The following is a 13,625-nucleotide window of genomic DNA, read 5'->3' as shown; positions in this document are numbered from 1 at the left end:
GCTAGCGCGAGGCCATCGGCCACTCGTTCCATGGCACGACCTGCTGCAAGTCGAACTGCGCGGCGAAGCTGGCCGGCCGCGAGGCCAGCACGAGGCGATAGCGGCCGTGGCGCAGGTCGGCATCGGCCAGCGCCGGGCGGCCGGCGGCGCGCGAGCGTTCCTCCGCCGCAGCGAGGGCGGGATCGGGCCACGCGGCCCCGCCATCGCGCCGCTGCACGGAAAGGATTTGCGCATACAACGCGGGCAGCCGCTGCTCCGCCGGGGCGGTACCTGCGGGCGGCTGCAACAACGCCAGCGTGGCGAGGATCGCATCGTGCTGCACGGCCCGCTGGCTCAGCACGCGATGGGCGATGCGCGCGTCGGTCTCGAAGTCTTCCCGCAACTGCGCCAGCTCCGCGCGGGCCAGCAACGCGCAACCCGCTGCCGTGAGGGCGAGCCACAGCGCAAGAGGCGCGCGATACCGGCTGAGCAGGCGCATCGGCGGATTCTTGCACGCAAGACACAGGAGACAATCGCTCCATGACCCTTGCCCCTGCAGCCCGGCGCCTGGCGCCGCAAGTCCTGCTGCGCTGGTCGGTGGCCGTTGCCGCCGTCACGATCGCGCTCAAGTTCCTCGCCTGGTGGCTCACCGGCTCGGTCGGCCTGCTGTCCGATGCGATGGAGTCCATCGTCAACCTGGCCAGCGCGGCCTTCGCGCTGCTGATGGTGAAGATCGCGCAGCGCCCGGCTGACGAAGACCACCCTTACGGCCATCACAAGGCCGAGTATTTCTCGGCCGGCTTCGAGGGGCTGATGATCATGGTGGCGGCCGCCGGCATCCTCGGCTTCGGCATCAAGCGCCTGCTGGCACCGCAGCCGCTGGAGCAACTGGGCATCGGCCTCGTGCTGTCCGTGGTGAGCTCCGCCCTCAACGGAGGCCTCGCATGGCTGATGGTGCACTCCGCGCGCGAGCATCGGTCGATCGCGCTGGAAGGCGATGCGCGCCATCTCATCGCCGACGTCTGGACTTCCGTGGGCGTGATCGTCGGCGTGAGCCTGGCCGCGCTCACCGGCTGGCTGTGGCTGGACCCGGTGGTGGCCATCCTGGTGGCGGTCAACATCCTGCGCGAGGGCGTGCACCTGGTGTGGCGCTCTTCCGAGGGGCTGATGGACCGCGCCCTGGAGCCGGAGGTGATCGCCGAGATCGACAAGACCCTGGCGCAGTTCAAGCACCCCAGGATCCGCTTCGACCATGTCTCCACCCGACGCTCGGGCCGCCGGCGCTTCGTGGACCTGCACATGCACATGCCCGCGCACTGGACGCTCGGCCGGGCGGCGGCGGTGCGCGGCTCGGTGGAACAGGCGCTCATGAGCGCCGTGCCGGGGCTGCGCGCGACCATCCAGCTGCTGCCCAGCGACGTGGAGGCGCATACCGCAGACCTGGAGGACCCGGTCTGATGCTGGCCCTGATCCAGCGCGTGCGCGAGGCCAAGGTGGTGGTGGCGGGCCGCACCGTCGGCGAGATCGGCGCGGGCCTGCTGGTGTTGCTGTGCGCCGAGCGCGGCGACGGCGAAGCGCAGGCCGACAAGCTGCTGGCCAAGCTGCTGAAGCTGCGCATCTTCAGCGACGAGGCCGGCAAGATGAACCGCAGCGTGCAGGACGTGGCCGGTGGCCTGCTGCTGGTGAGCCAGTTCACGCTGGCGGCCGACACGAGCGGCGGCAACCGCCCCAGCTTCACCAACGCGGCGCCGCCGGAGGAAGGACGCAGGCTCTACGAGTGGTTCGTCGTTCAGGCACGGGCCGCCCATGCGGTGGTGCAGACGGGCGAATTCGGCGCCGACATGCAGGTGCACCTGGTGAACGACGGGCCGGTGACGATTCCGCTGGTGGTGCGCCCGGGCCTGTGAACAGGCCCTAATACGGGTTGGGATACCCGAGGACTCCCATCAGCAAAATCTCCAGCGCCTCCATCTCCAGCGCCTCTTGCTCGCCGGCCTCGTGGTCGTAGCCTTGCGCGTGCAAGGTCCCGTGCACCAGCAGATGCGCGTAGTGCGCCTCGAGGGTCTTGCCCTGTTCCTGCGCTTCGCGCTCCACCACCGGGGCGCACAGCACCAGGTCGGCCGAGACCACCGGTTGCTGCGCGTAGTCGAAGGTCAGGACGTTGGTTGGGTAGTCCTTGCCGCGGTACTGCCGGTTCAGGGCCTGCCCTTCGTCCGCGCCGACGATGCGCACCGCGATTTCGCCCGGGCCCGTGAGCGCCACGCCCACCCACTGGCGCACGCGTGCGGCGGTGAGCACGCGCCGATGCGCCGCGGCCTCGGCAAAGGTGCCGAACTGAAGCGACACGTCAGCCGAAGGGCTCATGCGTCGGACTTGCGCGCGGCGTCGTACGCGTCGACGATGCGCGCCACCAGCGGGTGCCGCACGACGTCGGCGCTGATGAAGCGCGTGTGGGCAATGCCCTTCACGCGCTTGAGCACGCGCTCGGCATCGATCAATCCCGAGAGGGCACCCTTGGGCAGGTCGATCTGGCTGATGTCGCCCGTCACCACGCACTTGCTGCCGAAGCCGATGCGGGTGAGGAACATCTTCATCTGCTCCGGCGTCGTGTTCTGCGCCTCGTCGAGGATGACGAACGCGTTGTTCAGCGTGCGCCCGCGCATGAAGGCCAGCGGCGCGATCTCCAGCGCGTTGCGCTCGAAGGCCTTGGCCACCCGCTCGACGCCCATCAGTTCATAGAGCGCGTCGTACAGCGGGCGCAGGTAGGGATCCACCTTTTGCGTCAGGTCGCCGGGCAGGAAGCCGAGCTTTTCGCCGGCCTCCACCGCCGGCCGCGTCAGCACGATCCGCTGCACCGCGCTGCGCTCCAGCGCATCCACCGCGCAGGCGACGGCGAGGTAGGTCTTGCCGGTACCGGCCGGGCCGATGCCGAAGGTGATGTCGTGGCTGGCGATGTTGTCCAGGTACACGGTCTGGTTCGGCGTGCGCGCCTTCAGGTCGGTGCGGCGTGTGTGCAACACGAGGGCGCCGTCCTCGTCCTGGTCCATCGCGACGTCACCGGTCAGCATCAGTTGCACCTTCTCGCGCGAGATCGTGCGTCCGGCGATTTCGTACAGGGCCTCCAGCGCCTCGAGCGCGCGCTCCGCCTTGGCCTTGGGGCCCTCGACGCGGAAATGTTCCTGGCGATGCGAGACGCGCACCTGCAGTGCGATCTCCATGGTCCTCAGGTGTTCGTCCATGGGCCCGCACAGGTGGCCGAGGCGGGTGTTGTTCAGGGGGGAGAAGGTGTGTCGAAGAATCAAGCTGATAATCCCGCCGGAGGGATTGCAATGATAGGCAAATTGACGGGGACGCTGGCGGAGAAGAACCCACCGCAGGTGCTGGTGGACTGCCACGGGGTCGGCTACGAGGTCGCTGTGCCCATGAGCACGTTCTTCAACCTCCCTGGCCTCGGCGAGAAGATTTCGCTGCTCACCCACTTCGTCGTGCGCGAGGACGCGCAGATCCTGTTCGGCTTCGGCTCCGCCGGCGAGCGCGAGGCCTTTCGCCAGCTGATCAAGATTTCCGGCGTCGGCCCGCGTACCGCGCTGTCCGTCCTGAGCGGCATGACGGTCGCCGACATCGCGCAGGCCGTCACGCAGCAGGATGCCGGCCGGCTGGTCAAGGTGCCCGGCATCGGCAAGAAGACCGCCGAACGCCTGCTGCTGGAACTCAAGGGCAAGATCGGCGCCGACCTCGGCCACCTCGCCGGCCCGGTCGACGACGCGCAGGCCGACATCCTGCAGGCGCTGGTGGCGCTGGGCTACAGCGACAAGGAAGCAGCGGCGGCGTTGAAGTCGCTGCCGAAAGACGTGGGCGTGAGTGAAGGGATCAAGCAGGCGCTGAAGGCGCTCGCGCGATGAGCGCCGCACGGCCGTCCGAAGACGCTCGCCCCCTTCGCTTGCCCAGGGGAGAGGCGACGGACACGAAGCGCTCGAGCCTGGGGGAGGCTTACTGATGTCGATCCAGACCGACGACTTCGTTCCTGCGCCCAAGCGCGTCGTCTCCGCCGCGCCGGTGTCGCCGGCCGAAGAAGCCATGGAGCGCGCGCTGCGTCCCAAGGGCCTGCGCGAATACGTGGGCCAGGCCAAGACGCGCGAGCAGCTGGAGATCTTCATCGGCGCGGCCAAGATGCGCGGCGAGGCGCTCGACCACGTGCTGCTGTTCGGGCCGCCGGGCCTGGGCAAGACGACGCTGTCGCACATCATCGCCAACGAGCTGGGCGTCAACCTGCGCTCCACCTCCGGGCCCGTGCTGGAAAAGCCCAAGGACCTCGCCGCGCTGCTGACCAACCTGGAGCGCAACGACGTCCTGTTCATCGACGAGATCCATCGCCTCTCGCCGATCGTGGAGGAGATCCTCTATCCGGCACTGGAGGACTACCAGATCGACATCATGATCGGCGAGGGCCCCGCGGCCCGCTCGATCAAGCTGGACCTGCAGCCCTTCACGCTGGTGGGCGCCACCACGCGCGCCGGCATGCTGACCAATCCGCTGCGCGATCGCTTCGGCATCGTCGCGCGGCTGGAGTTCTATACGGCGGAGGAACTCACGCGCATCGTGCATCGCAGCGCCGGCCTGCTGCAGGCGCCGATCGACGATGAGGGCGCCTCCGAAATCGCGCGCCGCTCGCGCGGCACGCCCCGCATCGCCAACCGCCTGCTGCGGCGCGTGCGCGACTACGCCGACGTCAAGGGCACCGGCCGCATCGACTGCGACATTGCGCAGAAGGCACTGATCATGCTCGACGTCGATCCGCTGGGCCTGGACATCATGGACCGCAAGCTGCTGGAAGCGGTGATCCATCGCTTCGACGGCGGCCCGGTCGGTCTGGACAACGTGGCGGCATCGATCGGCGAGGAGCGCGACACGATCGAGGACGTGATCGAGCCTTACCTGATCCAGCAAGGGTATCTGCAGCGCACACCGCGGGGCCGCGTGGCGACGATGGCGGCGTACCGGCACCTGGGCGTGGCCGCGCCGCGGCCGGAGGGCGGCTTGTTCGCTGAGTGAGCAGCGGGGGCCCCGGGGAAGCCCCTGTTCACCGGCGCCTGGATCGTGCGGATCGGGCCGCGCGGCATCTGCGGCTATCACTTGAACGGTCGCTCGGTGCCCTGGCATGACGTGCGCGACCCCATCGCGAGCAGCAGGCCCAGCGGCTTGAGCACGCGGTGCGGCTCGATTCAGCCCGTTGCCGCGATCGCGGTCGCCAGCGCGGCGACTTCCACCAGCAGCACTTCGAGGACGGTGAGGCGTCCCTGCATCGCCGCACCGATGGCCCACAGCGAGGCGGTCAGCACCGCGAGCCACACCCCTGATTGCGAAAGCGGCGCCTGGTCGGCATGCCAGAGGAAAAGCGCGACGCCGGCCAGCACCAGCGCGAACTGGATCGCGGCAAACCAGGCCATGCCCCGCGCCATGGGAGGGTGGTAGCGCTGCACCTGCGCCAGCGAGAACGCGGTCTTCGGAAAGCGGCGCGCCACGTCGGCCGGCCGCCAGCCCGGGGGCTTGACCCACACCCGCAACTTGTCGGCCCAGGAGCGCGCGTGCCAGCTGTCGCGGGCCAGCACCGCATAGACCTCGAGGTTGGCCCACAGCGGATCCCAGCTATGCAGGGGCGCGCGCGTGCCATAGACGCAGGGCTCGGCCTCCTCGCGGAAGCTGCCGAAGAGGCGGTCCCACACGATCAGGATGCCGCCGTAGTTGCGATCGAGATAGGCGTCGTTCACGGCATGGTGCACGCGGTGATTGGAAGGCGAGCAGAACCAGCGGTCGAACCAGCCGAGCCTGCCCACGTGCTCGGTGTGCACCCAGTACTGGTACAGCAGGTCGATCAGCGCCACGACGCCGAATACCAGCGGCGGCACGCCGGCCACCGCCAGCGGCAGGTAGAAGATCCATCCGAGCAGCGCGCCGGAACTGGTCTGGCGCAAGGCCGTGGAGAAGTTGTAGTCCTGGCTCTGGTGGTGCACGACGTGCGCCGCCCAGAACACGGCGACCTCGTGGCCGGCGCGATGCAGCCAGTAGTAGCAGAAGTCGTAGGCCACCAGCGCCAGCAACCAGCCGGCCGGCGAGGTCCAGAAGGCCTCGTCGCGCCAGAGCGCCGCGTGCTCGAACGCCGCGGCGTAGAGGCCGATGCGGAACAGGCCGGTGAGCACGCCCGAGATCTGGCTCAACATCCCCAGCGAGATACTGTTGATCGCGTCGTTCAGGCGATAGGTGTCGCGTCCGCGCCAGCGGCCGTACGCGTACTCGATCGCGATCAGCAGCAGAAAGACGGGAGTCGCGAGGACGATCACCTGACTAGGTGACAGCTGCATGCCCCGATTCTGCGGAAGATCAGGTCAGCGCGCCTCTCGCATCAACCCGGATGATCTTGTCGACCTTGCCGTGCTCCAGGCCACCGACAACCCCGACCAGGTGGTTGTGCAGGTTGACGGTGGGATCGCAGTGGCCGGGGATCAGCCAGATGGTTTCGTCGAGGTGCGGAACGCGTTGGTTGCCGTCTGCGGGCTTGAGGAGGCCGTGCTCGTCGCCGCCATTGAGGTAGTCGAGCGGGCCGGTGGGCTCCAGCGTCAGCACCGTGGGCAGGCCCGAGTCGATGGCATGGCTCTTGTGGCCGGCATCGCACACCGCATGCAGCAGGCCGGAGCTCATGACCTGCGACTTGACGAACAGCGCGTGCTCGAACTGCGGCTGCGCCGGATCGCGCTCGTTCGCGGCGTAGTCGGCGTCCATGAACAGGAAGGAGCCCGCCTGCAGCTCGCCGTAGACGCCGCTGGCCGCCTCGAACACGAGGGTGCCGGTGCCGGCCCCGGTGACCAGCGCCACGTGCAGTCCTTCATTTTCCAGCAGCTTGCGGGTGAACTGCACGTCCTGCACCACGTTGGCAATCGTGTCGCGGCGCGCCTGCGGCCTGCGCAGGTGCTGCGCCTTGCCGTGGTACGCCTGCAGTCCGGCGAAGCGCAAGGCCGGGTGCTTGCGGATCTCGTGCGCCAGGTCCACCGCCATCCGCCCGGGCGCGATGCCGCAGCGGCCCTGGCCGATATCGATCTCGATGAACACGTCGATGATCGCGCCCTGCCCGTTGCGGCGACGGTCGTTCATCGCGTTGGCCAGGCGGCGAATGCCTTCGAGGCTGTCCACCGCGATCGCGAGCTGGCCACGCTCCGCCGCGACCTGGTGCGCGAGTTCCGCCACCCGCGCCAGCTTGGCCGGCGCGATCACCTCGTTGCTGATGTAGACGTCGTGCACGCCGCCGGCCACCATGGCCTCGGCCTCGCTGGTCTTCTGCACGCACACGCCCACGGCGCCCGCCTGCATCTGCAGCTTGGCGATCGCAGAGCTCTTGTGCATCTTGGCGTGCGGCCGCCAGCGGATGTCGTGCTTGCGCGCGAACTCCGCCATGCGGCTGAGGTTGCGCTGCATGGCGTCGAGGTCGACCACGAGGGCGGGGGTGTCGATGGCGGCGACCGGTTGCCCGACCAGCCGCTTGAGGTCCTCAGAAAGAGGTGTTTTCGTCGTGTGAAGCATGTTCCAGGTGCTGCGTGTCCGACCAGCCCACCAGCGTGAAGCCCTCGGGCGTCCACAGCAACCGGTTGATGGCGCCGTTGGGAAGCTGCCAGGTGCGCGGCGAATTCACTGCCTGCCCGGTAGCGATGCGGTACAGCGCATCGAGCACGCCACCATGGGCGACGATGGCGATCTGGTGGCCACAGTGGCGCGCGGCCATGTCGCCCACCGTGCGCGAGACGCGCTCGCGCAGGGTCAGCAGCGACTCGCCGCCGTCGGGCGGCTCCCACTCGGGGATGCGCTTCTTCCAGTTCAGGGCGTGGTCCGGCCAGTTCTGCGCGATCTCCTCGAAGGTCTTGCCTTCGAAGCGGCCGAAGCGGCGCTCGCGCAGGCCGGTGTGCGCCACCACCGGGATGCCCGCGGACTCGCCGATGGCACGCGCGGTTTCGTGCGCGCGCCCGAGGTCGCTGGAGTAGACGGCGGCAAGGGGCTCGGCGCCCAGCGCCTGGCCCACGCAGCGGGCTTGCCACCGCCCGGTGTCGTTCAGCTGGATGTCGAGCTGTCCCTGGATGCGTGCATCGACGTTCCAGGACGTTTCGCCATGCCGCACGGCAATGATGCGAGTGGCTTCCATATCGCCGCATTGTATGAAGCGGCGGCCGGAAACCAACCCTTCATTCGTTCGAAATCCTCAGGAGCTGCGTCCGACCTGGATATCGACCCGGCGCGGACCGGCCGGCGGCGTGGGAAAGCCCTGCATGGCCGCGTCGAACATCGCGGGCAGCACGCTGCGGTTGTCGAGCCATGGGCCCTCGTTGACCGCGTGCGTCTCGTACACCACCTTGTTGCTCGCCAGCTCGCGCACCAGGACGCTCACCTCGCGGTGGAACCAGTAGGGATCGCCGCCAGGCCAGGGGCTGCCGAACGCCGCGCCGAAGTGCCGTTGGTGGAAGCCCACGCCCCAGCCGCCGCCCCAGCCCCACGGGCCCCAGGGGTCGCCATAAGGCGAGAGACTGCGCACCGTGCGGGCCGACACCTGTACGCCGTAGCGCGGCGCTGCATCGTCGCGGCGGAAGCCGGCGCGGAACAGGGACGGGTCGGCCAGGTTCTCCAGCGCCTGCTGCGCCGGGTCGGCCTGCTGCGACAGCGAGCGCTCGAAGCGGTAGCTCGCCTGCGCCGGCACCGACGACAGCTGCGAAAAGGACTGGACCTGGTTGTCCAGCGTGTACGTCGAAGCGCAGCCGGACAGGACGATGGTTGCAGCCGCAACCACCAGGACGAAACGCGCGGATCGCATCATGCACCTCCCGGTGAGGCGCGCCGCGCCTCAGAGCTTGATCACCTGCAAGGCGCGCAGCGCGCCGGGGAGCGGAAACTCCTCGGGGTCGAAGGCCTTGTCGCCTTGTTCGCTGGCCACGCCGGTGGCAGTCAGATTCCTGAAATCGTAGAGCGTTCCGTCGGCCAGGTGGGACGGCACGACGTTCTGCAGGGCGTGCAGCATGTTGTCCAGGCGGCCGGGAAAGCGCTTCTCCCAGTCCTGCAGCATGGCGCCCACCTGCTTGCGCTGCAGGTTCTCCTGGCTGCCGCACAGCGTGCACGGAATCAGCGGGAAAGCCTGCACCTCGGCCCAGCGCACCAGATCCTTCTCGTGCACATACGCAAGCGGCCGGATCACGATGTGGCGACCGTCGTCGGACACCAGCTTCGGCGGCATGCCCTTGAGCTTGCCGCCGAAGAACATGTTGAGGAACAGCGTCTGCAGCAAGTCGTCGCGGTGGTGGCCGAGCGCTATCTTGGTGGCACCCAGTTCGTCGGCCACGCGGTACAGGATGCCGCGGCGCAGCCGGCTGCACAGGCTGCACATCGTCTTGCCCTCGGGGATCTTGTCCTTGACGATCGAGTAGGTGTCCTGCTCCTCGATGTGGAAGGGCACGCCGAGTGCCTTCAGGTACTCGGGCAGCACGTGGCCGGGGAAGCCGGGCTGCTTCTGGTCGAGGTTGACCGCCACCAGCTCGAAGTCGATCGGCGCACGCCGCTGCAGCTTGAGCAGCACGTCCAGCAGCGCGTAGCTGTCCTTGCCGCCCGAGAGGCAGACCATCACCTTGTCGCCGGCCTCGATCATGTTGTAGTCGCCGATCGCCTGGCCCACCAGGCGGCACAGGCGCTTGTCGAGCTTGTGGTTCTCGCGCTCGATGCGGCGGTCCGCCTCCTGCGGGGCGGGGTCGGGCTGGATCCAGACGGCACTCATTCAGCCATTTTCGCATTGCGCGGCGCCTACGGATGGCCTGAATTGCGCCCTCCGACTCCCCGGTTGCGGCGGTCCTACAGGCAAAGCCCGCATCGGCTCACCTGCTGCCCGGCCGGGCAGCCTTACGGTGGAGTCCGTCAGCAATTCACAGCGCCATCGACGGCGACGTCGATGGGCTCAGCATCCATGAACCAGATGAAAATTTCGTCGCTGCGAGGCGCGATGGCCTTCGCCGCAGCCGTCCTGATCGCTCCTGCCTTTGCCGCGGTCCCGGCGCATCCGGGCGCCAGCACCGAGCACACCGACAAGGCGGGGAAGACCGTCACCTCGAAGCCAGCGCCGCAGGTCGCGCACGCCGAGAAGAAGGGCGGCAAGCCGGCAACGAAGGCCGTGGCCGCCGCGCAGCCGGTGGCGCTCAAGCCTGGCGCGCCCGCGGACTTCGGCAAGCAGGCCGCGCCGCAGGACGTCGTGCAGGTCGCCAACTGGGTCTCGGTCACGCACAACAACGGCAAGCGCGCCTTCGTGCTGATCGACAAGAAGCAGGCGCAGCTCTATGTCTTCGACCCGCAGGGCAAGCTGAAAAGCCGCACGCCGGTCCTCGTGGGCAAGGCCATCGGCGACAAGGCCATGCCCGGCTCGGGCGACAAGGCGCTATCGCAACTGAAGGAGAACGAGAAGACGACCCCGGCCGGGCGCTTCCTTGCGATGCGCGGCAAGAACACGCATGGCGAGGACGTCCTCTGGATCGACTACCAGCAGGCGCTGGCGATGCACCGCCTGGCCAGTGTCTCGGCCGCGGAACATCGTGCCGAGCGAATCGCCTCCGCCGACGCCAGCGCGCACCGCATCTCCAACGGCTGCGTGAACGTGCCACCGCAGTTCTACGACAGCGTCCTCAAGCCCACGATCACCAAGCTGGGCGCGATCATCTACGTGCTGCCGGAAACGATGCCGCCGCAGCAGGTGTTCGGTTCGCTCGACGTCACGCACCCGCAGCTGGCGCAGTCACGGCCGATGGCGGGGACGACGCGGAAGGTGGGCTAGCCGGTGGGGGTGGTTCAGTCCCCCACCACCTCGAACTTCAGCCGCTTCACCTTGTCCATGTTCATCCCCTCCACCCGGATCAACCGCGTCGCGCCGAGCCGACTCGGCGCATGCAAGTCCCCCTCGTTGTACACGTGCACGTCGCCGGGCTGCAGCGCGTAGCTGCGCACGCGGCGCACCTTGCCGCGCCGGTCCGGCGCCGCGGCCTCCACCACTGCGAAGTCGCTCATCAGCGTCTCGCCTTCCGCCTGCCCGTAGATCGCCCACGAGGGACCGTGGTCGTGCGGACCGCTTTCCTTGGCGCCGCGGTATTCGTGGGCCAGGATGCAGAAGCCGAGCGTCGGGTCCTCGTACAGGACCTTGCGTTCCGGCGCGTCGCCTGCGAACTGCCCGCGGACGAATTCCGGATCGCGCAGCGCCCGGCCGATCAGCGCCGCCACCTGGTCACGGCCGGCGGGCGTGTCGTTCGCGGTCAGCACCTCGCGGCAATCGCGGGCGAGGGATTCGAGGGTCAGGGACATGGCGTTTTCCTTGATCGAGAGAGTTTCACCACAAGCCGGTCTCCACCCGGATCGCGACTTCGCAGTCCTCGAAGATCTCCAGCTTGGCGATGCGCACGCGCACGCCCAGCACGCCGGGCAGCTGCATCAGCCGGTGCGCCAGCTTGCCGATCAGCGTCTCCAGCAGGTTGACGTGCACCGCCGTGCATTCCTCGATGATGATGCGCCGCACCTTGCGGTAGTCCAGCACGTGCGTGATGTCGTCGTCGCTGGGCAGCAGCGGTTGCGTGCCCAGATTGAGTTCGGCGTCGACGCGGATCGGCTGCGGCGCGCTCTTCTCGTGGTCGAGGATGCCCAGGCTGGCGTCGAAACGCAGGCCTTCGAGGGTCAGGGTCTGGGTGCCGGCCTTGCTCATTGCGTCGGCTCCATCACATCAGCGAAAAGTCGCGGTCGAACTTCATCAGGTGCTGGCCGCCGTCCACCAGCAGCGTGGTGCCGGTGATCGCGGGGTTCTCCAGCGCGAAGCGCACGGCATGCGCCACGTCTTCCGGCGCCGAGGAGCGCCCGAGCGGCGACAACGTGTGCAGCTGCTCGAACTTCTCCTGCGAAATCATGGGGCTGGTGAGCGTGAGCCCGGGCGCCACGCCGACCACGCGCAGCGCCGGCGCCAGTGCCTGCGCGAGCAAGGTGGTGGCCGCTTCCAGGGCAGCCTTCGACAGCGTGTAGCTGAAGAAGTCGGGATTCGGATTCCACAGTTTCTGGTCGAGAAGGTTGACCACGCAACCGTGCCCGCCGCGCTGCTGCAGGTGCGCCGCCAGCGCCTGCGCCAGCAGCACCGGCGCCGCGGTGTTCGACAAGAAATGCGCGATGCAGGAGTCGAAGCCGAAGCTGCGCGCATCGTCGTGCTCGAAGCGGGACGCGTTGTTGACGACCGCATCGACCTGCCCGAAGTGGGTGGCCACCTGCGGCAACAGCGCGCGCACCTGCGCTTCGTCGGCCAGGTCGGCCTGGAAAACTTCTGCAGCGGCGTGGCGCCGGCACGCTTGCACCGTGGCCCGCGCCTCGTCCTCGGATCCGCGGTAGTGCACGGCCACCTGCCAGCCGGCGGCGGCCAGATCCAGCGCGATGCTGCGGCCGAGCCGGCGGGCGCTGCCGGTGACCAGGACGGTGCGGCTGGCGCTCATTGGCGGACAATCGGACGGTGGACCCACATGCACCCAGTGTAGCCAGCGCGCTGCACAGACTCATCGCCGAACAGGTCGCGCGCAATGGCGGCTGGTTGCCCTTCGACCGCTACATGGCCCTGGCCCTCTATGCGCCGGGGCTCGGCTACTACGCCAATGCGTCGCGCAAGTTCGGCACCATGCCGGGCTCGGGCAGCGACTTCGTCACCGCCCCCGAGATGAGTCCGCTGTTCGGCCAGTGCCTGGCCGCGCAGCTGCGCGAGGCCCTGGAGCACACGCAGACCCACGAGCTGTGGGAGTTCGGCGCCGGCTCCGGCGCACTGGCGCGCGATCTGCTGCGCGAACTCGGCGAGCGCGTGCAGCGCTACACGATCGTCGAACTCTCGGCCAGCCTGCGGGCGCGGCAGCAGGAGGCGCTGGCCGAATTCGCGCCGCGCGTGCAGTGGGTCTCCGAGCTGCCGGCGCACATCACCGGCGTGGTGGTGGGCAACGAGGTGCTCGATGCCATGCCGGTGAAGCTGCTGGTGCGCAAGGAGCTGGTGTGGCACGAGCGCGGCATCACGGTCAAGGACGGCCAGCTTGCCTGGTCCGAAGTGCTGACGCACCTGCGTCCGCCCGTCGAGCCGGCCGGCAGCCACGACTATGCGACCGAGATCCATCACCAGGCGCAGGCCTTCATGCGCACGCTGGCCGATCGCCTGCAGTCGGGTGCCGCCTTCTTCTTCGACTACGGTTTCCCGGAGGCCGAGTACTACCACCCGCAGCGGCACATGGGCACGCTGATGTGCCATCGCGGCCACCTGGCGGACCCCGATCCGCTGGAAGCGCCGGGCGAGAAGGACATCACCGCGCATGTCGATTTCACCGGGATCGCGGTGGCCGCGCAGGAGGCGGGCCTGGCCACGCTCGGGTACGCGACGCAGGGCCGCTTCCTCATCAACTGCCACATCGGCGAACGCATGGAGGCCGTGTCGCTGCAGGAGCAGGCGGCGGCGCAGCGGCTGGTGGCGGAGCACGAGATGGGCGAGCTGTTCAAGGTGATCGCCTTTCACCGCGGCGCCTTCTGGGACGCGCTGGGTTTCCGCACCGGCGACCGCACGCACACGCTGTGAGCGATTG

Annotated in this window: 16 protein-coding genes and 1 pseudogene; 6 read left to right on the top strand and 11 right to left on the bottom strand. The window is 68.6% G+C overall.

Translation table 11 applies throughout. The features are described from left to right. Nucleotide 1: 1 nt before the first annotated feature. Nucleotides 2-478: a hypothetical protein gene (locus JWP60_RS21290; RefSeq protein WP_299795728.1), complete on the bottom strand. Its 477-nt coding sequence runs from the start codon at nucleotides 476-478 to the stop codon at nucleotides 2-4. 41 nt (nucleotides 479-519) lie between these two features. Between JWP60_RS21290 and JWP60_RS21285 the strand changes: the two genes are divergently transcribed. Then, complete coding sequence (locus JWP60_RS21285) at nucleotides 520-1,437, top strand: cation diffusion facilitator family transporter (RefSeq protein WP_299795726.1); 918 nt, start codon at nucleotides 520-522, stop codon at nucleotides 1,435-1,437. After that, nucleotides 1,437-1,886, top strand: coding sequence for a D-aminoacyl-tRNA deacylase (gene dtd, locus JWP60_RS21280; protein ID WP_299795724.1), 450 nt, complete (start codon nucleotides 1,437-1,439; stop codon nucleotides 1,884-1,886). Before JWP60_RS21285 ends, dtd begins: the two co-directional genes overlap by 1 nt. Nucleotides 1,887-1,893: 7 nt before the next feature. Here dtd and ybeY read toward each other — a convergent pair whose 3' ends face one another. Together ybeY and JWP60_RS21270 are read right to left on the bottom strand one after the other, a co-directional pair. Next, the gene (gene ybeY / locus JWP60_RS21275; RefSeq protein ID WP_299795721.1) at nucleotides 1,894-2,343 is read right to left on the bottom strand and encodes an rRNA maturation RNase YbeY; all 450 of its coding nucleotides are present in this window, start codon (nucleotides 2,341-2,343) and stop codon (nucleotides 1,894-1,896) included. Next, a complete protein-coding gene (locus JWP60_RS21270; protein WP_299795719.1) occupies nucleotides 2,340-3,281 on the bottom strand; it encodes a PhoH family protein in 942 nt (313 codons plus the stop codon). The genes ybeY and JWP60_RS21270 overlap by 4 nt, the downstream gene beginning before the upstream one ends. A gap of 27 nt (nucleotides 3,282-3,308) precedes the next feature. On the opposite strand from JWP60_RS21270, the gene ruvA reads away from it, so the two are divergent. Together ruvA and ruvB are read left to right on the top strand one after the other, a co-directional pair. Further along, nucleotides 3,309-3,881, top strand: a complete 573-nt coding sequence (gene ruvA, locus JWP60_RS21265) for a Holliday junction branch migration protein RuvA (RefSeq protein ID WP_299795717.1) — start codon at nucleotides 3,309-3,311, stop codon at nucleotides 3,879-3,881. 94 nt (nucleotides 3,882-3,975) lie between these two features. Beyond that, nucleotides 3,976-5,031, top strand: coding sequence for a Holliday junction branch migration DNA helicase RuvB (gene ruvB / locus JWP60_RS21260; protein ID WP_299795715.1), 1,056 nt, complete (start codon nucleotides 3,976-3,978; stop codon nucleotides 5,029-5,031). A 173-nt stretch (nucleotides 5,032-5,204) separates the two neighbouring features. Here ruvB and JWP60_RS21255 read toward each other — a convergent pair. The 5 genes and pseudogenes from JWP60_RS21255 to ttcA form a co-directional block, all read right to left on the bottom strand. Next, a pseudogene (locus JWP60_RS21255) lies at nucleotides 5,205-6,338 on the bottom strand (sterol desaturase family protein); the annotation flags it as partial. Nucleotides 6,339-6,357: 19 nt separating this feature from the next. After that, a complete protein-coding gene (locus JWP60_RS21250) occupies nucleotides 6,358-7,551 on the bottom strand; it encodes a DSD1 family PLP-dependent enzyme (protein ID WP_299795713.1) in 1,194 nt (397 codons plus the stop codon). Then, nucleotides 7,520-8,164 (bottom strand): histidine phosphatase family protein, encoded by a 645-nt coding sequence (locus JWP60_RS21245; protein ID WP_299795711.1) that lies wholly within the window; start codon nucleotides 8,162-8,164, stop codon nucleotides 7,520-7,522. Before JWP60_RS21245 ends, JWP60_RS21250 begins: the two co-directional genes overlap by 32 nt. Nucleotides 8,165-8,221: 57 nt before the next feature. Continuing rightward, nucleotides 8,222-8,830 carry a DUF4136 domain-containing protein gene (locus JWP60_RS21240; protein ID WP_299795709.1) on the bottom strand — a complete coding sequence of 203 codons (609 nt, stop codon included), beginning with the start codon at nucleotides 8,828-8,830 and terminating at the stop codon, nucleotides 8,222-8,224. 27 nt (nucleotides 8,831-8,857) lie between these two features. Further along, nucleotides 8,858-9,778: a tRNA 2-thiocytidine(32) synthetase TtcA gene (gene ttcA / locus JWP60_RS21235; RefSeq protein ID WP_299795707.1), complete on the bottom strand. Its 921-nt coding sequence runs from the start codon at nucleotides 9,776-9,778 to the stop codon at nucleotides 8,858-8,860. A gap of 186 nt (nucleotides 9,779-9,964) precedes the next feature. On the opposite strand from ttcA, the gene JWP60_RS21230 reads away from it, so the two are divergent. After that, a complete protein-coding gene (locus tag JWP60_RS21230; protein WP_299795705.1) occupies nucleotides 9,965-10,822 on the top strand; it encodes a L,D-transpeptidase family protein in 858 nt (285 codons plus the stop codon). Between the two features lie 14 nt (nucleotides 10,823-10,836). On the opposite strand, the gene JWP60_RS21225 is transcribed toward JWP60_RS21230, so the two are convergent. The 3 genes from JWP60_RS21225 to JWP60_RS21215 are packed head-to-tail and all read right to left on the bottom strand — an operon-like array spanning nucleotide 10,837 to nucleotide 12,506. Further along, nucleotides 10,837-11,343 carry a hypothetical protein gene (locus JWP60_RS21225; RefSeq protein ID WP_299795703.1) on the bottom strand — a complete coding sequence of 169 codons (507 nt, stop codon included), beginning with the start codon at nucleotides 11,341-11,343 and terminating at the stop codon, nucleotides 10,837-10,839. 25 nt (nucleotides 11,344-11,368) lie between these two features. Beyond that, a complete protein-coding gene (locus tag JWP60_RS21220) occupies nucleotides 11,369-11,737 on the bottom strand; it encodes a dihydroneopterin aldolase (protein WP_299795701.1) in 369 nt (122 codons plus the stop codon). Nucleotides 11,738-11,750: 13 nt separating this feature from the next. Next, a complete protein-coding gene (locus JWP60_RS21215) occupies nucleotides 11,751-12,506 on the bottom strand; it encodes an SDR family oxidoreductase (RefSeq protein WP_299795699.1) in 756 nt (251 codons plus the stop codon). Nucleotides 12,507-12,523: 17 nt separating this feature from the next. Between JWP60_RS21215 and JWP60_RS21210 the strand changes: the two genes are divergently transcribed. Next, entirely contained in the window at nucleotides 12,524-13,618 is a 1,095-nt protein-coding gene (locus JWP60_RS21210) for an SAM-dependent methyltransferase (RefSeq protein ID WP_299795697.1), read from the top strand. Nucleotides 13,619-13,625 lie beyond the last annotated feature (7 nt).

The organism is Ramlibacter sp. (genome assembly GCF_028291745.1).
In the GTDB taxonomy this organism is placed as follows: Bacteria; Pseudomonadota; Gammaproteobacteria; order Burkholderiales; family Burkholderiaceae_C; genus Ramlibacter.
This window is presented reverse-complemented; position numbering and strand designations above follow the sequence as displayed.